Here is a 26,401-nt window from a genome sequence, read left to right on the forward strand (position 1 = left end):
ATGAATTGTGAAATTTGGGAATCAATTTAGCCAGCCGCTTCGCTGTATTTTACTTTATTTCTTCATAGTCCACATACTCTCCACCATCAAAATTTTCTCCTTTTTTTGACCCTCTATTTGGAACCTTGTCTATATTCAGATTGCCGTTTGGCGCTCTTCTAGAATTCGTGGAGTATTGATTACCAAATTGATCTTTGCTGCTAAAGCCTTTAAACATCCCTCGCAAGAAAAATGAGGCAATTTTATGAAAGACGTATCCTACCAAGATTAGGACGATCAGTATTTTAATCATATCCTTATAAACCTATCGACTTAGATACAAGTTTCGTTCAGCGTAAATTTCCATGAAATAATCATCCATGAGATCATCAATAAAGTAGATAGCTTCTCCTGTCGATTTCATTTCAGGACCTAATTCCTTATTTACATTTGGGAATTTATGGAATGAGAAAACTGGTTCTTTTATGGCATAGCCTTTTTTATAGGGTTTGAATTCAAAGTCTGTTACTTTATTCACACCAAGCATCACCTTTGTTGCGTAATTGACGTAAGGCTCCCTATACGCTTTGCAAATGAAAGGCACGGTTCTCGATGCCCGTGGATTCGCCTCTATGATGAACACCTTATCGTCTTTTATTGCAAACTGTATATTGATCAATCCTACTGTTTTTAAGGCTATTGCAATCTTTTGTGTATAATCTTCGATTTGCCTCATTACAAAGTCTCCTAAATTGTAAGGAGGTAGGACTGCATATGAATCTCCAGAGTGAATTCCTGCCGGTTCGATGTGCTGCATAATGCCTATAATATGCACATTCACTCCGTCACAAATGGCATCTGCTTCGGCTTCTATTGCGCCTTCAAGGAAATGATCCAGCAGAATTTCACCATCCGGCTTATCCTTTAATATTTCTACCACATGCTGCTCGAGTTCAGTTTCATTGATCACAATTTTCATACTCTGCCCACCAAGCACATAGCTCGGGCGAACGAGTAGTGGAAATCCTAACTTTTTGGAAAGCTCAACTGCGTCTTCAGCATTTTCAATTGTTCCGTACAGTGGATATGGAATATTTTGTTCTTTCAATAGGTCAGAGAATCTACCTCTTGCTTCTGCTAAATCCAGAGCTTCGAAACTGGTCCCTATAATTTTGATACCATAGCGTTCAAGTTTTTCTGCAAGTTTTAATGCGGTCTGACCACCTAGCTGTACTATCACACCTTCGGGCTTTTCATGAAGGATTATATCATAAATATGCTCCCAGAAAACTGGTTCAAAGTAGAGTTTGTCTGCAACATCGAAATCGGTGGATACTGTTTCCGGATTACAGTTGATCATAATAGTTTCATAGCCGCATTCTTTAGCAGCAAGTACACCATGTACACATGAGTAGTCGAATTCTATGCCTTGTCCAATTCGATTTGGTCCTGATCCTAAAACAATGATTTTCTTTTTATCAGAAACTTCCGATTCATTTTCTTCTTCGAAAGTAGAATAATAATAAGGAGTCTGAGCTTCAAACTCGGCCGCACAAGTATCTACTAGTTTATAGACTCGTTTAATTCCAAGATCATTCCGCTTGGTATAGACTTCACTTTCAAGACATCCAAGCAAATGTGCTACTTGCCGGTCGGCATAACCTTTCTGCTTCGATTCCATGAGAAGCCCCTTAGGAATGTCCTCCACAGAGTACTTTTCAATTTCCTTTTCCAGCGTGATAAGTTCCTCTATCTGATTTAAGAACCAAGGATCGATCTTGGTTAGCTTATGTATGGTTTTGAAAGGTATTCCCAACTTAAATGCATCATAGATATGAAAAAGTCTATTCCAACTGGGATGCTCTAGGCTGTACAATATTGCGTCCTGATCTTTGAGTTCTCGGCCATCAGCACCTAGTCCATTTCTTTTAATCTCAAGAGATTGACAGGCTTTTTGCAAGGCCTCCTGAAAGTTTCGCCCAATTCCCATCGCCTCTCCTACCGACTTCATTTGAAGTCCTAGTTTTCTATCCGAGCCTTTGAATTTATCGAAGTTCCATCTAGGGACTTTTACAATGGTGTAGTCTATTGCTGGTTCAAAGAAAGCAGAGGTAGTCTTTGTGATTTGATTTTTTAGTTCATCAAGATTGTAACCAATTGCAAGCTTCGCTGCAATCTTTGCTATTGGATACCCAGTTGCTTTTGAAGCCAAAGCGGATGATCGAGAGACTCTTGGGTTAATCTCAATGCCTATAATATCCTCCGAATCTGGATTTACTGAGAATTGAACATTACAACCACCAGCAAAATGACCAATCCCATTCATCATCATCTTTGCCAGATCTCTCATCTTTTGATAGACGGTATCTGAAAGCGTCATGGCTGGTGCTACTGTAATTGAATCTCCAGTATGTACACCCATAGGATCGAAGTTTTCTATTGAGCAGATGATGATAATGTTGCCAAGGTTATCCCTTAAAAGCTCAAGCTCGTATTCTTTCCATCCCAAAATGCTTTGCTCTACAAGTACTTCATGAATTGGAGATGCTTGAAGTCCCGCATTAAGTGCACTATCAAACTCCTCAGGAGTATTCACAAATCCTCCGCCATATCCTCCAAGCGTATAGGAAGGTCTGATAACCAGAGGAAATCCTATTTCCTGAGCTATCTCTTTACCTTTTAAGAATGACGTGGCTGTTTCTCCTTTGCAAACACCAACCCCAAGCTCGATCATTTTGTGTCGGAATTTTTCACGATCCTCCGTCGTTTCAATTGCATCTATGTTTACCCCGATCATCTGTACATTGTATTTTTTCCAGATGTCGGCCTTCTCACAATCAATCGCCAGATTAAGAGCTGTCTGTCCTCCCATAGTTGGAAGTACTGCATCAATTTGCGGATGCTCCTCCAGAATCTCACGAATAGATTGCTTTGTTAATGGCTTCAGGTAGATGTTGTCAGCAGTTACCGGATCTGTCATGATCGTTGCTGGATTCGAATTGATCAAAGTCACTTCAATTCCTTCTTCACGAAGAGATCTCGATGCTTGTGACCCTGAGTAATCGAATTCGCAAGCTTGACCAATAATGATGGGTCCACTTCCGATAATTAATACTGACTTGATGTTTTGATTTTTAGGCATAGGATGAATGTGGTTCCTGTTAGTTAATCAGGTTAAAACAAATTCGGGCAAAATTAAAGTATGGAACATCGGCCACAAAGGAATTTCTTAATTAGTAATGTGGTTAATTGGTAGGTTAGCGAATTGACTGAATATTTGCAGGCTGACAAGGCTCGATTTTTAAAACAGAATAAAATGAAAGAAGCATACATTGTAGATGGTATTAGGACACCAATTGGAAATTTTGGTGGTTCTTTAGGTCCGGTAAGAACTGATGATTTGGGTGGAATTGTGATCAAAGAACTTATGGCCAGAAATTCAACCCTTGATCCTGCAGCCATAGACGAGGTGATAATGGGTTGTGCCAATCAAGCCGGAGAGGACAATAGGAATGTTGCACGTATGTCACTTCTATTAGCTGGACTTCCTTTTTCAGTCCCGGGGGAAACGGTAAATAGACTGTGTGCCTCAGGAATGTCTGCTATCGTTCATGCAAACCGAGCAATTAAAACCGGAGATGGTGATTTGTTTATTTCAGGTGGTGTAGAAAACATGACCAGAGGCCCTTGGGTTATTTCAAAATCTTCCAAACCATTTGGAACCGATGCGAAAATGTATGACTCAAGCTTCGGGTGGCGGTTTATCAATCCGAAAATGGAAGAGCTTTATGGTACCGATGGGATGGGACAAACTGCAGAAAACCTGGCTGAAATTCATAAAATCAGCAGAGACGACCAAGATGCATTTGCATACCGGTCTCAAATGAAAGCAAGCAATGCCCAAACGAATGGAAGGTTAGCTGAAGAAATTGTGGCTGTGGAAATTCCACAGCGAAAAGCAGATTCAATCATTTTTGACAAGGATGAGTTTATCAAGCCTAATTCATCTTTAGAGATATTAAATAAACTTAGAGCTGCCTTCAAAAAAGATGGATCGGTAACTGCAGGAAATTCTTCAGGACTAAATGATGGTGCAGCAGCAGTGCTTGTATCCTCAGAGGATGGCGTCAAAAATCACAACCTGAAACCTCTGGCAAGAATCGTATCCTCTGGTGTTGTTGGTGTTGAGCCAAGAATCATGGGTATTGGCCCTGTAGAAGCATCAAAAATGGCTTTAAAAAAAGCTGGACTCTCATTGGATCAAATAGACATCATTGAACTCAATGAGGCTTTTGCAGCGCAATCTCTTGCATGTACCCGAACACTTGGCATGGCCGACGATGATGAGCGAATCAATCCAAATGGCGGAGCTATAGCTATAGGACATCCACTAGGAATGACTGGCGCAAGAATTACTTATTCTGCCGCCTTACAACTTCAAAAAACAAATAAGAAGTATGCACTTTGCACCATGTGCATTGGAGTTGGGCAAGGATATGCAGTGATTTTAGAAAGGGTTTAAATAAAAAAAAGCTGTGAATCTCACAGCTTTTTTTCTTGATATAATTGAGGATTTTAATCTCTACTTAAAATTCTTACTCCCAGATTAAACTGGATATAATTTGCATCACTTACAATATTGTAAGCTGCACCCAAATTTAGACGCCCAATGTAAACTCCAGCTCTTGGTGCAAAACCAAACTTAGATTCGCTCTCTCCTTCCAATGTAACCGTTCCAGAAGTCACCTCTGCTCCTTTAAAGCTATAAAGCCCCAGTCCGAGTCCAGCATATGGAGTCACGCTGTTTGTTGAAAATCTGTAAGTAGCAGTTGGAAGGATAACAAGTGCTGATGTTGCTCCGTATGATGCTCCTCCAAAATCTGCTCCAGCAAACCCATTGGATCCAATCACAAGGCCTATGTCAATGTTATCACTCATCGCATATTTTGGTTCAATATAAAAGCCGATTCCCAGATCATAGGCATCGCCAAAATCACCTTGCGGCATATTGAAATTTGGCCCAAGTTCGATGTGGAATTGAGCGCTTGCGGTGTAGGTAAATAATAATACCGTACAGATACTTAACAATACTTTTTTCATAATGGTAGTTAGTTAGTGAAATTTACATATCAAAACTAAAGACATTGTTAGTCAATACAAATACCATAAATATGGTATTTTGACTAAAAGATTGACTTATAAAGCTCTGTATCAATGATTTACGAATTCAACAACTTAAAACCCGTCATTCACCCAACTGCTTTTGTGCATCCGCAAGCAACGGTCACGGGAGATGTAATCATAGGAAAAGATGTTTATGTTGGGCCAGGTGCGGCTATTCGTGGAGACTGGGGTCGAATTGTAATTAAAGATGGATGTAATGTGCAGGAGAATTGCACAATTCATATGTTTCCAGGAATAACCATAACACTAGAGGAAAGCGCACATATAGGACATGGAGCAATTGTTCATGGGGCAAACATTGGAAAAAATGTGCTTGTCGGGATGAATGCGGTGATTATGGATAATTCAGAAATTGGAAATGAAAGTATAGTTGGAGCACTTAGTTTTGTGAAGGCAGATTCCAAGTTTGAATCACGCAGTTTGATTGTTGGAAATCCGGCCAAAAAAATAAAAGACGTAAGTGATGAGATGATCGCATGGAAAACGGAAGGAACCAAGTTATATCAGCAACTTCCAAAAGAATGCTATGATACACTTAAGGAATGTGAACCACTTGCAAAGATTGAACCCGACCGACCTGTAGCGTCGGCAGCTTATAAAACCTGGAACGAGACAAAATAGAAAAAATGGCAATACCTAAAATAAAACATTACATAGCAGGACAATGGATGGAAGGATCCGGTGATGGGGAAATTCTTCATCATGCAATAACCGGAGAACCAGTTGCTACCCACACCATCGAAGGTATTGACTTTAAAGATGCCTACGATCATGCTAGAAATGTAGGAAATGCAGCATTGAGGAAAATGACTTTTCAAGAACGTGGACTCATGCTAAAAGCATTGGCTTTTCATTTAATGGACGCCAAGGAGAAGTTTTATGAAGCAAGCAAAGCAACAGGTGCCACACGAATAGATAGTTGGATTGATATTGAAGGTGGAATTGGGAATGTTTTTTCTAATGCGAGTCTTCGTAGACAATTTCCAGATTTGCCGTATCACGTAGACGGAGAGACTGTTGGATTATCGAAAGGCGGTTCATTCGTTGGGCATCACATCATGGTTCCAAAAGAAGGCGTAGCTGTGCACATCAATGCGTTCAACTTCCCCATCTGGGGAATGTTGGAAAAAGCAGCAGTAAACTGGCTTGCCGGAATGCCCTGCATCGTGAAACCGGCGGAACAAACCTGTTACGTCACCGAGGCTATGGTAAAAGAAATTGTTGATTCTGGAATCCTTCCTGAAGGATCCTTACAGTTAGTAGCAGGGTATGGAAATGGAATCCTGGATCATGTAGACTCTCAAGATGTTGTGACATTTACTGGTTCATTCGAAACAGGGAAAAAACTTAAAACGCTTCCACAGATTGTTGAAAACTCTGTCCCATTCAATTTGGAAGCTGATTCATTAAACTGTGCGGTTTTGGGAGAAGACGCGGTTCCGGGCACTCCAGAGTTTGACTTATTCATCAAAGAAGTACGAAAAGAAATTACTGTAAAGTGCGGTCAGAAATGTACGGCGGTAAGGCGAATTATTGTACCTGAGAAGCTTGTTGAAGATGTGCAGATTGCCTTAGGTAAAGCTTTTGAAAAAACTGCCATCGGAGATCCAGATGTAGAAGGTGTCCGCATGGGAGCACTCGCAGGAAAGGAACAACTGGAAGAAGTAACCAAGCGTGTAGCAGAACTCGCAAAGACTTCTGAACTTGTTTACGGCTCGCTAGAGAATACCGGCGAAGCAATGGGTGCTGACTGGAAGAAAGGTGCCTTTATGTCACCTCTTCTATTTGTCAATCAAAAACCCCTTGATGCTGAAGATGTGCACACCATTGAGGCCTTCGGTCCTGTAAGCACTATCCTCCCATACAAAACCATGGACGAAGCAATTGCTATTTCTAAAAAAGGGAAAGGTTCGCTTTGCACATCAATCACCACAGGAGACGATAAGATTGCCACTGAATATGTAGTTGGCGCAGCGACGCATCACGGACGTATTCTTGTACTAAACGAAGCTTGTGCCAAGGAATCTACAGGTCATGGCTCGCCCATGCCAATGCTGGTACATGGCGGACCAGGTCGCGCCGGAGGTGGTGAAGAAATGGGCGGTAAAAGAGGTGTAATGCACTACTTGCAGCGCACAGCCATTCAAGGATCTCCTACAACTCTAACAGAAATCACACAGCAATACCAGTATGGTGGAGAATATAAGGATACTGAAAAACATCCTTTCTCAAAATACTTCGAGGAAATCGAAATTGGAGATACAGTAATAACCGCAAAACGTACAGTGACAGAATCTGATATAGTGACTTTTGCGAATGTCAGCTGGGATCATTTTTATGCGCACACCGATGTGACATCACTGGAAGGGACCACATTTGAAGGTCGTGTAGCGCACGGCTACTTTATATTGTCAGCCGCGGCTGGTCTTTTTGTTCAGGCCAAAAAAGGCCCGGTCCTTTTAAACTACGGTTTAGAAGAATGTCGATTTACTAAGCCGGTTTATCCTGGAATGACAATAGGCGTGCGATGCACAGCTAAGGAAAAAGTAGACCAGGAAAAGAAAGATGATATCGCAAAAGGAATCGTGAAGTTCCTGGTGGATGTATATGATGAGACTGGTGAAACTGTCACTATCGCAACGATTTTGACGATGATCAAGAAGAAGGATCAGAGCTGATTTCAAGTTTCAATCAACCCCTTTTTAATCGCATAAAGCACCAAACCTGCTACATTTCTTGAATGTGTCTTTTGTAGCAGGTTATTTCTATGCCCATCCACAGTTTTTGAGCTTATAAAAAGCTCTTCAGCGATTTCACCAGTAGTCTTTTGCTGACAAACCAATCGAAGCACATCGATTTCTCTTTTAGTAAGTGCTTCATCCTGACTCTTCCTTGTACTGGTCTTATGCTTTTGATTCATCTTCTTTTGAATGGCCAAAAGGGTCTTTTGATTGATATATGAACCTTTGTGGTAGACTGCCTTAATGGCCTCTGTTACCTCATTCGGGTCTGAGTCTTTAATCAGATAACCATGAGCTCCACGCTCAATAAGTTCTGCGACAAATGCATCATCGTCATGTACAGAAAGAATCAAAATTTTAATCTGAGGGTAATCTTCAACAACAGCATCTGTTACAGCTATGCCATCAAAGTCATTGTCACCATCTTTAGGTAGTGAAAGATCCACAAGAAGAACGTCTGGCTTTACCTCACAATTCTCCAGTTTATCCAAAACAGAAAATCCATCTTCAGATTCCATCACAACCTCAAATTCGTCATAAGATGAAAGAATAGCCTTCATCCCCTCTCTGAATAGAAACTGATCTTCTATCAATCCAATATTTATAATGTTTTCCATGCTAATCATCCTTAATTGGAACAGTTAGTCGAGCCGCAAATCCATCACCTCGAATAAATTCCAAACTCCCTCCAACGGCCTTTATCCGTGCTTCCATACTTTTCAACCCAAGACCATGGACCATTTTTTCAGGCAATCCGACACCATCATCCTTATACCTCATTGTCACAAATCCATCATCTTCATGACAGGAAATTTCCACATTTTTTGCTTGTGAATGCTTCAAGGTATTCTGTATCAGTTCCATAAAAATTCTATACAATCCCAATTCCTTTTCCCACGAAAGTTTGCTTGGGTTTTGTGGTATTTCAAAATCAATTTCAACCTGCTTCGATTCATTGATTTGATCCACCATACCTTCTAGTGAACGAATCAAACCAAAAGTCTCTAGTTGATTTGGCATTAGGTGATGGCTAATTTGTCGAACGGATGCAATTGATGTTTCAATGATATTTCGGACGTTTCTTATCGACAATCCTTTAGATTCCAATGAAGGATGCATTTGTTCCAATCGCATCAGGTGCATTTTAGCTATGGATAGTGTTGCACCTAGTTCATCGTGCAAATCTTTGGCGATACGCTTGCGCTCAGCCTCTTGAACCTCAATATTTGACTGTAGTAATTCCTTTTGATGCTTATTCCTGAGTTCTTCTCTTTCAAGCTGTTGGCGAATCAGATTTTTTTGAAAATGTTGATTTAGCAAAAAAACACCAATGGCAATGACGAAAACCACTAAAACCAGTGGCAGTAGAATACTTAAGAAATTGATTTCCTGGGTCGCTTCCATAGTCCGACAAAAAAGCAGAAGTACATAATTATCGAAAATAATGCGTAGATAAACCATGTATATCTAACCAATGGTGATTGCGCGAAAGAAATAATCATGTTTCCGAAATAAAAAACAAGAAGACTGGATGAATAGTAAATGAACAGTCCTGCATTGATCCAACTGATGCTTTTAATAATAGCAAGTCTCCTCTCCTTTACAATGTCATTCATCAAAAAGACAAACGTGGTAAGTGATAGTATGATGATGATTACAGCTTCTACACTCAAAGCATATGAATTGAAAGTATAGATATCTTGTATGAAAATTGAATTGATCACTGAGTAGACCACAAATACGGCAGCTAATACCCAAAGAATTAATGGCTTTATAAGTCCGTCAAAGATCTGATTGTAAAAAATTATCAGACAAACAAATCCTACGACCGTGTAAATATGGAGTAGCGGCAAATTATTTTCACTATTGTAAAACAAGATTGACGCAATCACCTGGACGACAAACGAAACAAAAACAAACCAAGAGAAATACTTCATTTCCCTTGGTAGTCTTTTGTAGATCGCCATCGTATATATCCCAACGATAAACGTAGGAATATTCGAATAGTCGATTACGCTCTTGGCGATCGATTCAAACATTAGTTATTCGTTTAATGGGCTACCATCGTCGCACGCATTGGGACATGGCTGTGAGAAATCCAAAACGTACGGACCATCTTCATCGCTAAGGCCCTTGCCATTTCCTTTATATGGACCATTTAGAATTACATCTTTACCGGGGATACCTTTACTCATTTTTGCACTGTCTACAGGAGTCAGGTAAATCTTAAATTCTCTTGTGGCACTATCCAGTCCCAGGTAGATTCTCAAATGGGTGTATTCAGCTTTCTTTAGATTTTTTTCAGGTAAGCCTATTGCTTCCGCAAAATCTATTGAACGAATAGTAAATGCGCGTATGGGATCAACTCCCAAAGCTACCTTTGACAGTGAATCATAAAACTTGATGTTTCGTTGCGCTTCTGCCAAAGAAACCGCATACATAGAAGGCTCAGTGTCACCTATTTCGTAATCGGATCCTTCGGAGGTTTCATCAGTAGCTGTAGGCTGACATGAAATGATTGATAATAGAAAAATTGCTCTTAGTAGGTTTTTCATAGTTACTTTTTTTGACAATTCTAATCATTCTTCAGCCTATTAAAGGAGTTATAAATGAAATTCAAGTAATTCTAACCGTCTTTAAATAGGAAACAGGTATATCTACCTGTTTTCAAAAAGGGATAATTCCCCTCTATTAAACGTGTATTTCATCACTCAACTTTACATCACCGATTCATGAAAAAGTTCTTTCAATCGGGGGAGTCATTCTGAAAAGCCTTAAGAGTAGGAACCACCAAATCTGTAGAAAACATGTCTCGAATTAAAGTAGACTTTGCCGTTTATGGTGCTTTGAAAGACGGAAACGAAAACAACGGACGTGCCATGGATGTCAAGTTCATCTTACAAAATCTAATCAATCAAAATAACGGAGTGGTCACCATATCTAATTCATACCTGGGAGGCGACCCATGTCTTGGATATACTAAACAATTTGGTGCGCAGGTTCAAAGAAAAGACGGAGTGTATCATTTCGCATGCATGGAAGGCCAGACCATTGATTTTGAACGTGGCGGTAACCTTGCATGAAAGATTAATCAACTTAAGAGACTCAATACTCTTCGGAAATTCCGAAGGGGTAGCTGGTTGGGAAAAGCTCTCCAAATTTTGGAGGGCTTTCTTTTTTTGTGACAGTTCATCCAAAGGTCTTACCGCCCGTACCCGGTAGAAATACCTGATTCGTAAAACGAATGTTTTACCTCTTATTTACATATACTGGTTTTGTCAATTTTACATCACTGATATCAGATGATGGGTTCTGTATACCATAACAATGCAGGGGCGTTTTCCGAAAAGCCAAAGAGTAGGAAATAATTAAAATTCAATTAAAATGTCGAATCCAGTAGTTCAAAGTATTAATCCAAGTGGTGCCACTAATCAGGTAGCCACAGGTCATATTTCCTGTGTTACAAATGCAGGATTTACGCAGCGAGCAGAAGTAATCGTAAAGGATGCAGATCAGAAAGTAGTAGCACAAGGAACATTTCAAGGTAAAGGGGAAAACAATACTCCAGCACCATTGCAGCCGTCAGGTGGGAATGTACTTCAATATACAAATGCAAAATTACCTCTGACATTAGAAGCAACTTTCGCCTATGATCCAAATGGATCTTTTGAAAACAATGCGCCTAATAAAGTGTTCACTACAATCCCTTTTAACGATCATGGCATAGAGGTTGCCACCATCCTATCCGAAGATTGGGTTGATAATGATTTCAATGATTTAGTCTTGCGATCCATAACAGTAGCTCACTAAGTAGCTCTTCAATTTCATATATGGAGGGAAGCTGGAAACCGGCTTCCCTTTTATTGGTTACGAACAAAAACATGAAAGCCTCTGGCAGGTTAAAATTAATCTCGGTTATTTTGCCTTCATGAACTATGTAAAACTTGACATACAGGACGGAATAGGTACCGTTGAATTCTTCACCGAACAAAGCAATTCCCTGCCAGGAGAAATTCTCAAAAAGCTCGCTGAAACAATAACAGAAGCCGGAGATAATCCTGATGTGAAAGTCATTGTATTGAAAAGTGGTGGAAATCGAACTTTCTGCGCCGGAGCCAGTTTTGATGAACTTATCGCAATAGATAGTGCCGAAAGAGGTAAAGAATTTTTTATGGGTTTCGCCAATGTCATCAATGCCCTGCGAAAAGCGCCAAAGTTTGTAATTGGGCGATTACAAGGAAAAGCCGTTGGTGGTGGTATCGGGCTTGCGGCATCTGTAGACTACTGCTTTGCTTCTAAGCATTCAGCCATCAAGCTTAGTGAACTCGCATTAGGCATTGGTCCATTCGTAGTGGGACCAGCCATTGAACGAAAAATGGGGCTTTCGGCTATGTCTCAAATGGGTATAAATCCCGATGAGTTTTACGATCCAAAATGGGCACACCAAAAAGGTCTTTTCGGGAAGCTCTATGATGATGTAGCTTCTTTAGATAAGGCCGTGAACGAATTAGCTCAAAAACTTGCTGCTTACAATCCCGAGGCAATGGCGGAATTGAAGAAAGTTTTCTGGAAAGGAACGGACCACTGGGATGAGCTTCTTGCTGAAAGAGCAGAAACAAGTGGTAGGTTGGTGCTTTCTGACTTCACAAGAAACTTTATTCAACAGTTTAAAAACAAATAATTAGTCTAGTGATTGAACAAAAGACCTGATGGTGTTTGCAAGCGCCATTAGATCTACTTGCTCAATCGGGTGCTTGCTTTCTGGGATTATTTCTAATGTGCAGTTAGTCATCCATTTTTGTACTTGTTGTGTTTCTGCTATGGAAACCATTGCGTCATTTTCTGCAAGACACGACTGAACGGGAATTTCAATTTTTTTCATAGCTGACTCCTGTACTGGCTGGATCTCTCCAAGTTCTTTCATGAAATCCGCGGTTCTTTTCATGACATCTTGCCAATAATCACCATGCCTTTTCTTCAGGGCTTCTGCAAACCATGGCACTTTCTCCGCGATTACCGCAGCATTTAAATTCTTGGTCTCCTTCTCAGCTATTACCTGACTCCACTTCATTTTCGTTCCAAGGGTTGTAATTGAATAGATTTGTTTATTATCATTTGCTGTATGGAGCAAAGCAATAAATCCTCCCATGCTATAACCAAAGATGTGTACGGGTTCATCTATTTTAGATAAAGCTTTACTGAATTGTTGTTCAAAACTTTCGAGGGAAAATGATGAGCCGGCTGCAGCTTTCTTTCCATGCCCTTCAAATTCCAAAAGATGAATCTTGAAATCCTCTTTTAACAAATCTTTGAGTGGAATCAGTTGATCTGCTCCACCCAGAGCTCCATGAATTAGCATTAATTGCTTCATGGGATAAATTTATATTTTTACCAAAACCTAATATATGTTCCTACGAAAGCTTTTCAACTCGGAAAACAAATTCACCTGGGTTCTCATAGATCTCCTGATCGTAATCATCGGGGTTTACTGTGCCTTTCTTATTCAAAGCGAAGCAGAAGATGCTAAGAATGCAAAAGAGAAAGATCGAGTGGTTACAGCTTTGAAATATGAACTTGAGGCTTTTAGGTTTCAAATGTCTGGGATCTCACAAGGAATGGGTAACTACTCAAAAAGATTATCCAGTGTATTACAGCAAGGCAATTATGAAAATTTTTCTGATTACAGATTCATCGAACCACAATACGACTATCAGACCATTCAGTACGCACTTAGCTTACAAAGCTCAGAAATTATAGATTTCGAATTGTATAATTTGCTGCAATCACTTTTTGTAGAAATTAAGAAAATAGAACACGTAGAAAGGCTCATCACAGAAACTTCCAGGAGGTATCGAACGATTCCCTCAAACGTCAACAAAGAGACCATACAGTATAAAATGACCTGGACAGAAAACTACGACAATTTTGATCGGTTTGTCACACTGATAACGGATAGAAGCGGGATTTCAGCCAGAGTAGCAGAGGCTTCTGCAGGTGCATTGCCGCTTATTAATGAGAGACTTGGCCAAAAGAAAAGTCGAGCCATTGAAAAGCAACTTCTAATGGAAAATATGGATATCGCTAGAAATGAACAAGAAGCTGTTTTCATTGCTAAGCAATTTTTTCCAAACTTCTCAGAAGGAGAAATACGTGAACTGTATCAGCAAGCTAATCAGTCTGATTCAACACAAAGTGAATAAATGGCTAGCTTTATCTACCATTTAACTGAATAACCAACTACAACCATGAGAGTCAAAATATTTACCTACCTGCTTTTAGCCGCAAGTGTAATTGCGGGGTACGCCCAAAATAAAATAACTGTAGAGCAAGCAACGGACGGAACTTTTTCGCCCCGTTCAGTTAGAAGTCTCAATTGGATGAACGATGGCCAATATTACAGTGCATTATCCGACAATAAGATCATTAAGTACAGTGTGCGCACAGGTGATGAAGTGGAAACAATAGCTGACGGTGATGCTCTCGACCTCAAAATTGCCTCTTATAGCTTCAGTGATGATGAATCTTTAGTTCTAATAATGACAGACCGAACATCTATTTATCGGAGGTCTTATACTGCAGTATTCTACTTATATGACCGTAATTCAAAGTCAGTTCTCAAGCTCTCAGATGGACGACAATCATATGCTACACTCTCACCAGATAATTCAAAAGTAGCTTTCACCAGAGACAATAACCTCTTTTATTTAGACTTGTCATCGGGCGATGAAGTAGCAGTAACTAATGATGGTAAGTTCAACTTCATTATCAATGGCAGTACAGATTGGGTCTATGAAGAAGAACTTTCTCTGACTCAAGCCTTCGCATGGTCTCCAGATAGTAAAAGACTCGCATACTATCGCATGGATGAGTCCGGGGTTAGGGAATACAATCTCCAATTATGGAAAGATGGTGCCAACTATCCGGAAGACTATAGATATAAGTATCCTAAAGCTGGTGAGAAAAACTCAATAGTGGAGATATACACCTACGAACTGTCTAATGGAAAGAAAGTGAAAGCAGACATTGGTTCTGAAACAGATGTCTATATTCCTCGCATATATTGGACAAAAAATGGAGAACTACTGGCGATTCAAAGATTGAATCGATTACAAAATCAGTTAGATATTTTGCACGTAGATGCAAAAGATGGGAGCTCCAAAGTGGTACTTACGGATAAATCTGACACCTTTATTGATTTCACCTTTTGTGATGATCTGACTTACCTGGAAAATGAGAAGCAATTTATTTTCAGCAGTGAACGAAGCGGCTTCAAGCATTTCTATTTGTACAATATGGATGGAAGTCTAGTCAATCAAATAACTAGAGGAAATTATGAAGCAAGAAGTCTTGTTGGACTCGATCAAAAGAAGAAAGTATTATACTACTCAAGTACTGAAGACTCACCACTAGAACTACACCTATACTCCGTTTCATTCGCCGGAAAAGGAAAGAAAAAACTTACCAATGATAGTGGTAGACATTTTACAAACATGAGTGATGATTGTAGCTATTACATGGATTATCATTCCTCTGCAGCAAAGCCTTTGAGTGTTTCATTATATCAAACAAAAGGCAACCAGGTAGTAAAAGTGATGGAAGACAATTCCAAGCTCGAAGCGAATGTGAACGCTTATGGATTTGCTGAAAAAGAATTTTTTCAGGTAACTAATGACAATGGAGATCAACTGAATGGTTTCTTCCTAAAGCCCGAAGATTTTGATGAAAATCAGGAATATCCATTGCTTATCTTTCAATACAGTGGCCCTGGCTCACAAAATGTATCCAATAGCTGGGGCGGTGGTCATTTTGTTTGGCATCAGTACTTGGCTCAAAATGGATACATCGTTGCGGTTATAGATACCCGAGGAACCGGCTACAGAGGAGAGGCGTTCAAAAAAGTTACCTATAAGCAACTTGGCAAATATGAAACTGAGGACTTGATATCCGCAGCAAACACACTGGGTTCTTATCCCTATATCGATAAAAATAGAATGGGAATTTGGGGTTGGAGCTATGGAGGCTATATGTCTTCACTCTGCATTTTAAAAGGAAATGATGTGTTTAAAACTGCCATTGCTATTGCTCCAGTAACTACCTGGAGATATTATGACACAATCTATACCGAGCGCTACCTACAACGCCCACAGGACAACCCTGGTGGCTATGATGACAATAGTCCAAATACACACGCAGACAAGCTGAAAGGAAATTTTCTGCTGGTTCATGGAACTGGCGATGACAATGTGCATTTTCAAAATTCGGTTGCACTTCAGGAAGAATTATTAAATGCAGGAAAGCAATTTGATTCCTTCTACTATCCTGATAAAACCCATGGTTTAGGTGGCAGAAGAGGACACCTCTACCAGATGATGACTAAGTTCATCATGGAGAAATTGTAAGACTATTATTTAAATCTATCGAATCCTTTACAACTCTTTATTGCATAGTAAAGGGCTCTTCCTATTTCGACAAGGGGTGCTTGATCTGCACTATACATATGGACTTCTGAAACCCACCCTGATCCGTTATTGGAATCAAACTCGATTTTATCTCCTGTCGAAACAAGTGTCATTTTCCATCCCCCTTCATCAAATTCTAGACTCATTTTTTCTTCATCGATATCAGCCAACCAAAAATCGTAAATGAGCCACTTGCCCTCCTCACTTTTAAAGGATCTTTCATATTCCAGATTACAATCTTCATAATTCAACCGATAGATATTTTGACCATAGTTTAGGCTTTCAAGGGCTTTTACTTTGATGGTAATAAATTCAACGGTATCTGTAAGCACCTTCTCGTTTACTTGAGCGGAGGCGAGTGAAAAAGAAAGAAGGGCAAACGCATAAACAAATTTTCTCATAACGTATTATTCGGATAAAATTCGGTAAAGTTCTAAATTAAGATAGTAATGATGTCCGGAAATTGTTCGCTTTTCAAGAATCCCCAATTCTACCAGCTCATTTAAATAATTTCGGGCAGTTGCCTCTGCATAAATCTTCGCATCTGTCAAATGGCTGACCTTGGTCAAAGGTTGAGTAAAGACCATCTGTACCAGCAGTTCTGGTTTGCGAATCTTCGTTTCCGCTTCGATTTCCTCCATGATCCCTTCTTTAGCAGATAGAATATCATTGATTTTGTTGAAGGTAAGGTTAGCTGTCACCTCTACAGCTTTCAGCATAAACAAGATCCATCGTTCCCACATGGCTCTCTGTGTCACGCTCGCCAGGTGCGAATAGTAGTCATTTTTATTGTCTATGATGTATTTGCTCAAAAACAGGATGGGAAGATCTAATAAGCCTTTTTGCGTCAGAATGTTAATGTTAAAAATTCGTCCAGCACGTCCATTGCCATCTCTGAAAGGATGTATTACTTCAAATTGATAATGTGCAATCGCCATTTTGATCAATGGATCAATGGGATATTTCACGTCATCGTTTACAAAGTCCAGGAGGTTTTGAAGTTTATTTTCGAGGATTTCCTTACCTCTTGGAGGTGTATAGATAGCAGTTCCTGCATTTGGTCCTGTGCCTCCTTGCTTGATGTATATTCGTGCACTTGGTGGACGTAGGCCATCATTAGTCTGCTTCACCATTCGGTAAATCTTAATGAAGTAGTCCATATCAAACATCTGGTGCTTCATCAAGTGGTCATGACCTACCCAAAGCGCTTCCCGGTAGCGCAGTACTTCCTTAGGAGCACCTTTGATATTTGCATCTTCCCCCTCCTCACTATACGCCTGATAGAGTTCATCATCTGTAGTGAAGATATTTTCAATTTCACTAGATGCCTTGGCTTCCTGTAAACTGATCGTATTGATCAAAATACCTTGGTTGGGAATGGCTACTGATCTTCCATGCAATCGCCCTAAGGCAGATTTAGCATTGCCCAATTGCTCCATGATGTCCACTGTTCGATACAAATCAGGGTGAATGGGTAAATCTGGAAGATCATTCCAGGGTGCATTCCTGTCAGGGTTTATGTTGAATAAGGGTTCTTTCATGACATTTTAGTGTCTACTTTTTAGTAAACATCAATTCGATTGTGTTTTGATGTCTATTCGAAAGTAGGCTTTTATTTTGATGTCCACAACGATAGTAAACATTATTTTTATTATTTTTTAGTGTTTACTATTTAATCAGACACTAAAACAGAAGTGGCCCTAAACGTGTTTTCAGAATCCAACCAACTGACCATAGCCAGATTCTGAAATAAATTCAGAATGACTTTTAATCCGTTTTGTAACTTAGCGCACCCAATAAAAGAATATGTCTAAAACAGCAATAGCACCTAAGAAAAAAAAAGATTCCGCGATAGACTGGAAAGAGATTGCCTTGAAGATGCTCATCTCACGCGCTATGGACGATCTGGAGGAGAATAAGCTCGTTCCCGAGAAAAAGGTATTGTACCAATTCTCCGCTCGAGGACATGAGCTTGGTCAGTTGATACTGGCTCACTTACTCGACAGATCAAAAGATTCCGCTAGCGCATATTACAGGTCTCGTCCGCTCATGATTGGGCTGGGGCTTTCTGTTGAGGACGCACTTGCTGCACCGCTTACACGATCAGGAGGATATAGTGACGGGCGTGACATTGGAGTGGTATGTAACATGCCAAGTTCTGACAGAGGATGTGTAGTGCTACCTATGGCCGGGGATGTTGGTGCACAATACACACCTGCGATAGGTTGGGCACAAAGCATAGAATACCATGCAAAGACATTAAAAGATAAAACCTATGCAGATTCCATGTCTGCTATTCTTGGTGGAGACGCATCTGTTGCTACAAATGGATTTTGGTCAGCACTGACTATTGCCACCACACAAAAGCTACCCGTACTATTCTATATTGAAGACAATGGCTATGGTATCTCGGTGACCAGTGAATATCAAACACCCGGAAAAAACATTGCCGAGAATCTGGCATCATTTAAGAACCTTGATATTTGGGATGGAAGTGGAACCAACCCGGAAGAGGCGTTCAAACTATTGAAAGCAGGTACAGATCATGTACGATCCAGAAAAGGACCAGCGCTTGTAAGACTTACTGTACCAAGACTGAATGGTCACTCTTATCAGGATAACCAGGCCTATAAAGATGAAAAGTTGCTGAAAAAAGAGCAAGCCAATGATCCTTTGAAAGCAATGGAACATCTATTTTCGACTAAGGACTGGAAAGCCCTACAGAAGGAAGCCCAACAAATAGTAGATCAAGCTGCTGAAGCTGCACTTAACCGTCCGGCTCCAGACACCAGCAAGGTTAAAAAGTTTGTATTCTCAGAAGCAGATCAAGTTCAAGAAATTGGTGGCTTACGCCCGTCAAATCAATCATTTCCTGCAAGCAGTGAAGAGTCGAAGCCAGATAAACGAAGAATCAACATTGGTGAAGCAATCAATCTGGCGCTGGATTACGAATTAAAAACAAATCCTAAGGTGTTGGTCTTTGGAGAAGACGTGGGAATGAAAGGAGGCGTTCATGCCGTGACAATGGGCTTACAGACCAAGTATGGAGAAGATCGTGTGTTTGACACCTCACTTTCGGAAGAAGGAATCATTGGTCGTGCAGTAGGCATGGCTTACGGTGGATTAATGCCGGTAGCGGAAATTCAATTCCGTAAATATGCCGATCCTGCAATGGAACAGCTCAACAACTGCGGTACTACTCGATGGAGAACAGCCAACCGATTTGCCGCACCTATCGTTGTACGTATGCCCGGAGGATTTGCCAAGGTGGGTGATCCTTGGCACTCCGTAACAAATGAAGTGATGTTTGCGCATGCTATTGGGTGGCAAGTGGCTTTCCCTAGCAATGCACAAGATGCAGTGGGTTTAATTCGATCGGCCATGCGCTCTGACAATCCAACCATGTTCTTTGAGCATAGAAACCTGAACGATAACCGATATGCCCGTAGACCTTATCCTGGAGATGAGTTTGTTGTACCGTTTGGTAAAGCCAGCCTCCTTAGAGAGGGGTCTGATATAACAATTGTAACCTGGGGAGCGATGTGCGAAGCGTGTGAAGAGGCTGTGGATGTGACCGGCATTTCTGCTGAGGTGATCGACTTACGCACTATTATGCCATGGGACAAAGAGGCTATTCTGAATTCAATAAAGAAAACAAACAGATGTCTGATCGTGCATGAGGATGCGTTTACCGCTGGTTTTGGAGCTGAGATTGCTGCCGTTCTTGTCTCCGAAGGATTCAGTTACCTCGATGCTCCTGTGGAACGAATAGCCATGCCAGACATTCCACTTCCTCACAATGTACCATTGATGGAATCTGTGGTACCTAATGTGGAGCGCATCAGTGAGAAGATGAAGGAAATTGTGGCGTATTAGAGCTCGCACTTGTTTCAGGATCAATTCAAATTGATGATGACATTTTAGCCATTACCAATTCAGATAATTCTTGTTGTATTGCTACCGACTTATTCTCATTGTACCACTTCTGCAAGGTCACCTGAAATTCTTTATAAGGTTCTCGATCATCACGCGCTCTCCATCCCCAGTACAAGTCTTGGGCCTCTTTTGGTCTCGGACCCCAGTCAAAGAGGACATTCAGCTCTTCATCAAGTGCTATCAATTTTGGAATGGACCTTCCGCCTTTGGTCAAAAACTGATCCATAAGCTCCAGATTCTCATCTCTCAGCACAATGCGCAATTCAATGGATGGATTTAGCTCAGCTAGCTTTGAAATAATCGGAACACTGTTGGCAGCATCCCCACACCAGGTTTCTGTTATCAATAACCAAGTCTGCTTGGGCATAGCTTGTATTTGTTCAACCAAATTAGGACCGATTATAGAGGTCTTCCCAATTCGCCTGGATCGCTGAGCATTCAGTTTGGTATAGTAGATTAAATCTTCTTTTTGCTCACCGGAAGTTTTTCCCTCCGTAGCGAAGCTGTTCAAAATAACCTGATACTCATCCGCTGAATGTGATTGATTTAGTGAATTGGCGATGATATTCTTTATATCCATTGAATTATGATTTGAATGGATACACTCTTCTGGCCTCAAAAGTTTTCAGAAATAGACTATAAGCAATGAATGGTTGGCTACACGACTTATCGCTAAACCAAAAATCCCTTTATCGTCTCAACGAATAGTTTCATGTGTTCAGGCTTTCCGATACTCACTCGAATATGATTGGTCATGGTGGGCCACTTGGTGATAAGTATACCTCGCTCTTTCATTTTTGCAATCAGGTTTCCTTCAAACCGCTCGTCTCGTGCATAAATAAAGTTGGTAGATGAAGGATTGTATTTTACTCCCCAGGAATCGTAGGCATTATAGACAATCTTTTTCCCTTCAGCATTTCTCTCAATGCACTGATTTAGGAACTCTGGATCATCCATGGTAGCGCTGGCAGCTACTAATGGTGGCCATCCGGTCGAGATTTCTGCTCCCAGGTGTCTTCTACTTAATGCATCGATATTTTTCTTATGAGATACTGCGTACCCCATTCGCAACCCCGCCAAGCCATATGCTTTTGAAAAAGTGCGACAAATTACCAGGTTAGGTAATTCATCCACCAACCCAATCATGCTTCCTTTCAATCCTGCATTCGAATATTCAACATAAGCTTCGTCGACGCAGATCAAAACATTTTCAGGTACATTTCTACAAAAGCTCTTTAAGTCTTCTGTAACCACCTCTGTTCCTGTAGGATTATTGGGATTGCAGATAAATACCATAGTGGTTTTACTGGAAATAGCAGACAGTACTTTATCCAGATCAATGCGATCATTGGAGTCCAGGTCCACTTTTTTTACTGTTGCACCTGTACGTTCGCCAAACCTTAAAGCTGTCGGAAAAGTAGGGAATGGCGTCAGTATCTCTCCTTTTTGAAGTGCCACATGCTGACCCAGCAAGGATAAAACCTCAGTCGATCCAGCCGTAAGTAAAAAATTGCGCGTCCTCAGGTTATTCTTCTTCGCCAGCTTTTCTTTCAATTCTGCAGCCACTTCATCAGGATATCGATTGGCAAATTTCATTGCATCATTCACTGCTTTAACAGCCGACTCAGATGGTCCGTAAGGATTTTCATTCCAATTCAAAAGTATCAGATCATCCTTCTCAAGGATTTCTTTTGGTCGCTCACTGGCACATCCTTGGGCTATTGGAGCACCTGCTAGCAAAACGGAAGTGGAAGCTAACAGGCTTTGCTGAAGCCATTGACGTCTATTGATGCTCATGATTTTCTCAAATTAGTGATTTAGTAATTTAATGAATTGAAAGATTAAGTAGTTTTGAAATGACCAACCGGTTGGCTTTGAAAACACGTATTTGCAAAACATGTGAAACTGAATTCTCCGGAAACTACTGCAATAATTGTGGGGAGAAGGTGATCCGTCAGGAAGATAGAAAGCTCAAACATTATCTTGGTGAATTCATAAATGCCTTGACTTTTGCAGACAATAAGCTTTGGCGAACCTTAAGAACAATTCTCATTTCTCCAGGCAAGCTTTCTGAGGAGTTCGTTGAAGGCCGACGCAAAAATTATATGAAGCCCGTCTCCATATTTTTTCTAGCTAACCTTATTTACTTCCTTTTTCCTGTTATCGATACGTTTACTACCAATCTACAAATACAGATGAATGGATTACCCTATAGTGTGATCGTGGAACAATGGGTAGCAGAGGAAGTGACCCAACGTGATGTTGCGTTTGAAGTTTATGAAAAAGCATATAACACTAAGACCACTGAGCTCTCAAAACTTCTTTTGACTGTGATGGCCACCTTAATCGGATTTTTTCTATGGCCTATCCACATAGGTAGCAAGCGCAACCTACTAGCAGATCAGATGACGATAGGACAGGAGGTAATGACTTTTTTGCTGATTTACTGTTTACAACTGGTAGGTGGGTTGTTTTTAGTTGTTTCTTATTTAGGAGTGAATCTTTTTTCTGATGTCACCATTTCAACGATTAGCTGTCTTATGCTACTATTTTTCTTTATTAAAGTAGAGTATAAGTTTTATGGATTCAGAGGTTTAAGACTCGTCGTAAATGCTATTTTGAGCCTGTTGAGTATTATTATTGTGCTATTCCTTTACAGAGCCCTTCTCTTTTTTGTGACCTTTTGGTCTATCTAGCTTGCTTTTCAATTGGTATGCTAAAGGTGAATTTGGTTCCTTTCTCTTCCTCACTTTCGCATAAAAGTGAACCACCATTCATCTCTACAAAATCTTTCGTAATCAACAAACCAAAGCCATTCCCTTTTTCACCTTTTGTACCGGCTTTCACCGCAGGCTTACCGGTTTTCACCAACTCATCATACCATACTGGATTCATTCCTATTCCATAATCCTGAATACTTACTGATATTTTATCATTTGCAGCATAAGCAGAAACGCTTATAACGCCGCCTTCATGACTAAACTTAATCGCATTTGAAAGGAGATTTCTAAGAATGACTCTTAGCATATCTCTGTCAAAGAAAACATGGTTTTTACCGATGTTATTTTCAATGTTTATGTTCTTGTTGTTTGCTAAAGATTTCAATTCAGATTTCACGTCATTCACTAATCTGTCAAGGTCTATGTGTTCTTTCTGGACATGAATTCCATCCAGTTGCTTATAACTCCAGTGAAGCAATCGCTCCATGATTACCAAGCTCTCAGATAAACCTACCTTGGTCTTGTGTGTAAAGGCGATCATTTTTTCAGGATCTAACAAATTCTGCTCAAGCAACTCTATTAAGCTCGAAAGATTTTGTAGAGGATTTCTTAAATCATGTGCCACCAGGGTGAACAATTTATTCTTTAAGTCATTGAGTTTTTGAAGCTCATTTCTCTGTTTCTCTACTTCTTTCATTGCCTCTTTCAAAGAACTTGTTTGAAGATCTACTTCCTTTTTCAGCTTCTGGTTAATATTCCGTTCAAGCACAAGCTTTTCTTTCTCAATGTTCTTGATTTTGTATCCTACAAAGACCGAAAAAAGTACCATTTGAGTCGCCATCCCACTATAGATGATCAATCTTATATATGGAATATCCACAGTCCCACCGTCCTGTATTGAAAACCAAATTATGATATAGGCTGCAGAAGCTGCTATCATTGGCAGATTTGTATATAAATAGAGGCTGGCAAGTTTTTCTCTCCTCCACAAGGAGAAGCATACTGTGAAATTGATGAGCACCGTGAGAAAAGTTGTGATAGCAGCCAAATAAGAAAGGCTAGTACTTAATGCGTCGCTACTTAAAAGAATCATATTAAGCAGCTGACACACAATAATTATCAGTGCTGCAACAATCAAAACCCGATACATTATCCACCAGATTCGATACTTATCTCTGGTAATTCCGATGAAGGACTGGGTGAAGTAAAGTGCGCCAACAGCTGTAGATAAGGCTGTAATTACAGAAAATTTACTTACAAAACTGAAATAATTCTCACCCCAAAGTGGCAGTGAAATATGCGTAGCCAAAGCAAATACAAAAACACAAAAATGAATAAATACCTTATGCCTGAGCACGAAGTATAGCAAGAGACTATTTAATCCCAAAATCCCAAAAATTGAGGAAAAAATAACTGTTGTATTAAATTCAAAAAGCTCTGGTGTGGTCAATATCTATCTTGCTTAAGGCTAACAAAGTAACGATTAGATGGGTAAACACGAAAGATTGTGTATTTAGGACCGGTTGCTAATCCTAATTATGTAAACAATACTTTAATAGTTTTGCGAGCGACTTAATTTTAGGATAAAACACAACCTATGAAAAATCTGGCCTTACTATTCATATTCGGACTATTAACTTTTTGTGCCCAAAAAACGCAAGAAGAAGAAAAGTCATTATCAAATGACGCATTCGCGACCATGCTGGAAAACTACTATCAGGATGGACTTAAGCTTTTCCCACTCAATGCTACCTTTCAAGGTGACAATAGATACAACGATAAGCTCAGAAATGATCTATCTAAAAGTTTCAACCAAGAATTGCTATTATATTATAACAGCTATCTACAGAAGCTTGAAACATTTGATCGTGCATCGCTCACTGCAGAAGAACAAATCAGTTATGATATCCTAACATGGGAATGCGAAATTGCCCTTGCCGAAATGAAGTATCATGCAGGCTTGCTACCCATTGATCAGTTCTGGACTACTCAGTTAATGATTGGTCAGCTTGCTTCTGGCTCAAGTGCCCAACCATTCAAGACGAAGGAAGATTATGACAATTGGTTGAATCGTGTTGATGTCTTTGTGGAATGGTGCGATACGGCTATTGTGCGGATGAGAGAAGGTATGTCACAAGGGATTGTGCTTCCAAAATCATTGTCTGCTAAGGTAATTCCACAGCTAGCTGCATGGAAAGATGGCGCTGCAGAGTCTCACCACTTTTACCTTCCCGCAAAAAACATTCCTGAAGAAATTGCAATGGTAGATGAAGAGGATATCAAAGCGACATATAGTGATATGGTTGAAAATAAAATCATTCCTGTTGTAAATAGATTGCATGAATTTTTCAAAGAAGAATACCTCCCGGCAGGGAGAGAATCGTCCGGTATTGGTGCATTGCCAAGAGGAGATGAGTGGTATCAGCACAGAATCAAACTATATACAACCACAGATATGACTGCTGATGAAGTGTTTGAACTTGGGAAATCAGAGGTAGCACGCATCAGAGCTGAAATGGAAAAAGTGATGACGGAAGTAGAGTTTGAAGGAACGCTTAACGAATTCTTCGCTCACGTCAGATCTAATCCTGATCTTATGCCATTCAGTGGACCGCAGCAAGTCATTGATAATTTCAATGCGATACATGAACGTATGAAACCAAACTTGAAAGCATTATTTGATCTTACTCCAAAGACCTCTTTTGAAGTGAGGAGAACAGAAGCATTTAGAGAGGCTTCAGCAAGTGCTGAGTACAATCCAGGATCAATTGACGGTACGCGTCCGGGGATTTTTTATGTACCAATTCCAAATGTGAAAGGCTATAACATGTACTCTGACGAAAGTCTATTCTTACACGAAGCTATACCTGGACATCACTATCAGATCTCTTTAGCACAAGAAAACGAGCAACTACCATCATTCAGAAGGTCACTTTGGTACAGTAGCTATGGAGAAGGTTGGGCGTTATACAGCGAGTCGCTTGGAAAAGAGCTGGGATTGTACACTGATCCATATCAGTATTTTGGAATGTTAAGTGCAGAAATGCACCGAGCCATCAGGCTTGTAGTAGATGCCGGCATACACTCCAAAGGATGGACGAGAGAAGACGCGATCCAATATTCATTAGCTAATGAAGCAGAGTCTGAGGCAAGCATTACCTCCGAAATAGAGCGTTATATGGCAGGACCAGGTCAAGCGCTTTCATACAAAGTGGGGCAATTGAAAATCCTTGAGCTTCGAAAGCGTGCACAAGAAACTTTGCAAGACGATTTTGAGATTCGGGAGTTCCACAATATCGTTCTCGAATCTGGATGCGTTCCACTAACAGTACTTGAAAATAAAGTTGAAAACTGGATGGCATCTAAAAAATCCAATCAATAA

At 40.3% G+C, this 26,401-nt stretch carries 24 protein-coding genes; 11 read left to right on the plus strand and 13 right to left on the minus strand.

What is annotated here, in order from left to right; all coding sequences use genetic code 11:
• Nucleotides 1-49 precede the first annotated feature (49 nt).
• Nucleotides 50-292, minus strand: a complete 243-nt coding sequence (locus tag ABJG98_RS17125) for a DUF4834 family protein (protein WP_348280768.1) — start codon at nucleotides 290-292, stop codon at nucleotides 50-52.
• Nucleotides 293-304: 12 nt separating this feature from the next.
• Complete coding sequence (gene carB / locus ABJG98_RS17130; RefSeq protein ID WP_348280769.1) at nucleotides 305-3,121, minus strand: carbamoyl-phosphate synthase large subunit; 2,817 nt, start codon at nucleotides 3,119-3,121, stop codon at nucleotides 305-307.
• A gap of 174 nt (nucleotides 3,122-3,295) precedes the next feature.
• On the opposite strand from carB, the gene pcaF reads away from it, so the two are divergent.
• The gene (gene pcaF / locus ABJG98_RS17135) at nucleotides 3,296-4,501 is read left to right on the plus strand and encodes a 3-oxoadipyl-CoA thiolase (RefSeq protein ID WP_348280770.1); all 1,206 of its coding nucleotides are present in this window, start codon (nucleotides 3,296-3,298) and stop codon (nucleotides 4,499-4,501) included.
• 53 nt (nucleotides 4,502-4,554) lie between these two features.
• Here pcaF and ABJG98_RS17140 read toward each other — a convergent pair whose 3' ends face one another.
• Nucleotides 4,555-5,079, minus strand: coding sequence for an outer membrane beta-barrel protein (locus ABJG98_RS17140; protein ID WP_348280771.1), 525 nt, complete (start codon nucleotides 5,077-5,079; stop codon nucleotides 4,555-4,557).
• 114 nt (nucleotides 5,080-5,193) lie between these two features.
• Here ABJG98_RS17140 and ABJG98_RS17145 point away from each other — a divergent pair, with 114 nt between their 5' ends.
• The gene (locus ABJG98_RS17145; protein WP_348280772.1) at nucleotides 5,194-5,784 is read left to right on the plus strand and encodes a transferase hexapeptide repeat family protein; all 591 of its coding nucleotides are present in this window, start codon (nucleotides 5,194-5,196) and stop codon (nucleotides 5,782-5,784) included.
• Between the two features lie 5 nt (nucleotides 5,785-5,789).
• The gene (gene paaZ / locus ABJG98_RS17150) at nucleotides 5,790-7,841 is read left to right on the plus strand and encodes a phenylacetic acid degradation bifunctional protein PaaZ (protein WP_348280773.1); all 2,052 of its coding nucleotides are present in this window, start codon (nucleotides 5,790-5,792) and stop codon (nucleotides 7,839-7,841) included.
• A gap of 2 nt (nucleotides 7,842-7,843) precedes the next feature.
• Here the strand turns inward: paaZ and ABJG98_RS17155 are convergent, their stop codons facing one another.
• From ABJG98_RS17155 to ABJG98_RS17170, 4 genes are read right to left on the minus strand one after another with little or no spacing between them, the layout of a single operon-like run.
• A complete protein-coding gene (locus ABJG98_RS17155) occupies nucleotides 7,844-8,521 on the minus strand; it encodes a response regulator transcription factor (RefSeq protein WP_348280774.1) in 678 nt (225 codons plus the stop codon).
• Nucleotide 8,522: 1 nt separating this feature from the next.
• Nucleotides 8,523-9,308 (minus strand): sensor histidine kinase, encoded by a 786-nt coding sequence (locus tag ABJG98_RS17160; RefSeq protein ID WP_348280775.1) that lies wholly within the window; start codon nucleotides 9,306-9,308, stop codon nucleotides 8,523-8,525.
• On the minus strand, nucleotides 9,278-9,943 hold the full coding sequence (locus tag ABJG98_RS17165) for a hypothetical protein (protein ID WP_348280776.1): 666 nt from the start codon (nucleotides 9,941-9,943) through the stop codon (nucleotides 9,278-9,280). Before ABJG98_RS17165 ends, ABJG98_RS17160 begins: the two co-directional genes overlap by 31 nt.
• Before the next feature lie 3 nt (nucleotides 9,944-9,946).
• A complete protein-coding gene (locus tag ABJG98_RS17170; protein WP_348280777.1) occupies nucleotides 9,947-10,459 on the minus strand; it encodes a hypothetical protein in 513 nt (170 codons plus the stop codon).
• Nucleotides 10,460-10,711: 252 nt separating this feature from the next.
• Here ABJG98_RS17170 and ABJG98_RS17175 point away from each other — a divergent pair, with 252 nt between their 5' ends.
• From ABJG98_RS17175 to ABJG98_RS17185, 3 genes are all read left to right on the plus strand, one after another.
• A complete protein-coding gene (locus ABJG98_RS17175; RefSeq protein ID WP_348280778.1) occupies nucleotides 10,712-10,987 on the plus strand; it encodes a hypothetical protein in 276 nt (91 codons plus the stop codon).
• A 301-nt stretch (nucleotides 10,988-11,288) separates the two neighbouring features.
• The gene (locus ABJG98_RS17180; protein ID WP_348280779.1) at nucleotides 11,289-11,714 is read left to right on the plus strand and encodes a hypothetical protein; all 426 of its coding nucleotides are present in this window, start codon (nucleotides 11,289-11,291) and stop codon (nucleotides 11,712-11,714) included.
• Nucleotides 11,715-11,832: 118 nt separating this feature from the next.
• Nucleotides 11,833-12,585, plus strand: a complete 753-nt coding sequence (locus ABJG98_RS17185) for an enoyl-CoA hydratase/isomerase family protein (protein ID WP_348280780.1) — start codon at nucleotides 11,833-11,835, stop codon at nucleotides 12,583-12,585.
• Here the strand turns inward: ABJG98_RS17185 and ABJG98_RS17190 are convergent, their stop codons facing one another.
• On the minus strand, nucleotides 12,586-13,275 hold the full coding sequence (locus tag ABJG98_RS17190; protein ID WP_348280781.1) for an alpha/beta fold hydrolase: 690 nt from the start codon (nucleotides 13,273-13,275) through the stop codon (nucleotides 12,586-12,588).
• Nucleotides 13,276-13,309: 34 nt separating this feature from the next.
• On the opposite strand from ABJG98_RS17190, the gene ABJG98_RS17195 reads away from it, so the two are divergent.
• The gene (locus ABJG98_RS17195; RefSeq protein WP_348280782.1) at nucleotides 13,310-14,104 is read left to right on the plus strand and encodes a hypothetical protein; all 795 of its coding nucleotides are present in this window, start codon (nucleotides 13,310-13,312) and stop codon (nucleotides 14,102-14,104) included.
• A gap of 45 nt (nucleotides 14,105-14,149) precedes the next feature.
• The gene (locus ABJG98_RS17200) at nucleotides 14,150-16,303 is read left to right on the plus strand and encodes a S9 family peptidase (protein ID WP_348280783.1); all 2,154 of its coding nucleotides are present in this window, start codon (nucleotides 14,150-14,152) and stop codon (nucleotides 16,301-16,303) included.
• A 5-nt stretch (nucleotides 16,304-16,308) separates the two neighbouring features.
• On the opposite strand, the gene ABJG98_RS17205 is transcribed toward ABJG98_RS17200, so the two are convergent.
• A complete protein-coding gene (locus tag ABJG98_RS17205) occupies nucleotides 16,309-16,764 on the minus strand; it encodes a hypothetical protein (protein WP_348280784.1) in 456 nt (151 codons plus the stop codon).
• A 6-nt stretch (nucleotides 16,765-16,770) separates the two neighbouring features.
• The gene (locus tag ABJG98_RS17210) at nucleotides 16,771-17,904 is read right to left on the minus strand and encodes a Fic family protein (RefSeq protein ID WP_348280785.1); all 1,134 of its coding nucleotides are present in this window, start codon (nucleotides 17,902-17,904) and stop codon (nucleotides 16,771-16,773) included.
• 265 nt (nucleotides 17,905-18,169) lie between these two features.
• Between ABJG98_RS17210 and ABJG98_RS17215 the strand changes: the two genes are divergently transcribed.
• Nucleotides 18,170-20,239 (plus strand): transketolase C-terminal domain-containing protein, encoded by a 2,070-nt coding sequence (locus ABJG98_RS17215; RefSeq protein ID WP_348280786.1) that lies wholly within the window; start codon nucleotides 18,170-18,172, stop codon nucleotides 20,237-20,239.
• A gap of 25 nt (nucleotides 20,240-20,264) precedes the next feature.
• On the opposite strand, the gene ABJG98_RS17220 is transcribed toward ABJG98_RS17215, so the two are convergent.
• Together ABJG98_RS17220 and ABJG98_RS17225 are read right to left on the minus strand one after the other, a co-directional pair.
• Complete coding sequence (locus tag ABJG98_RS17220; protein ID WP_348280787.1) at nucleotides 20,265-20,879, minus strand: thioredoxin family protein; 615 nt, start codon at nucleotides 20,877-20,879, stop codon at nucleotides 20,265-20,267.
• A 92-nt stretch (nucleotides 20,880-20,971) separates the two neighbouring features.
• The gene (locus tag ABJG98_RS17225) at nucleotides 20,972-22,096 is read right to left on the minus strand and encodes a histidinol-phosphate transaminase (RefSeq protein ID WP_348280788.1); all 1,125 of its coding nucleotides are present in this window, start codon (nucleotides 22,094-22,096) and stop codon (nucleotides 20,972-20,974) included.
• 77 nt (nucleotides 22,097-22,173) lie between these two features.
• Here ABJG98_RS17225 and ABJG98_RS17230 point away from each other — a divergent pair, with 77 nt between their 5' ends.
• Nucleotides 22,174-22,995, plus strand: coding sequence for a DUF3667 domain-containing protein (locus ABJG98_RS17230; protein WP_348280789.1), 822 nt, complete (start codon nucleotides 22,174-22,176; stop codon nucleotides 22,993-22,995).
• Here the strand turns inward: ABJG98_RS17230 and ABJG98_RS17235 are convergent.
• Nucleotides 22,988-24,469: a sensor histidine kinase gene (locus tag ABJG98_RS17235; protein WP_348280790.1), complete on the minus strand. Its 1,482-nt coding sequence runs from the start codon at nucleotides 24,467-24,469 to the stop codon at nucleotides 22,988-22,990. The genes ABJG98_RS17230 and ABJG98_RS17235 overlap by 8 nt on opposite strands.
• A gap of 147 nt (nucleotides 24,470-24,616) precedes the next feature.
• On the opposite strand from ABJG98_RS17235, the gene ABJG98_RS17240 reads away from it, so the two are divergent.
• Nucleotides 24,617-26,401: a DUF885 domain-containing protein gene (locus ABJG98_RS17240; RefSeq protein ID WP_348280791.1), complete on the plus strand. Its 1,785-nt coding sequence runs from the start codon at nucleotides 24,617-24,619 to the stop codon at nucleotides 26,399-26,401.

Source organism: Ekhidna sp., assembly GCF_039960695.1.
Classification (GTDB): Bacteria; Bacteroidota; Bacteroidia; order Cytophagales; family Cyclobacteriaceae; genus Ekhidna.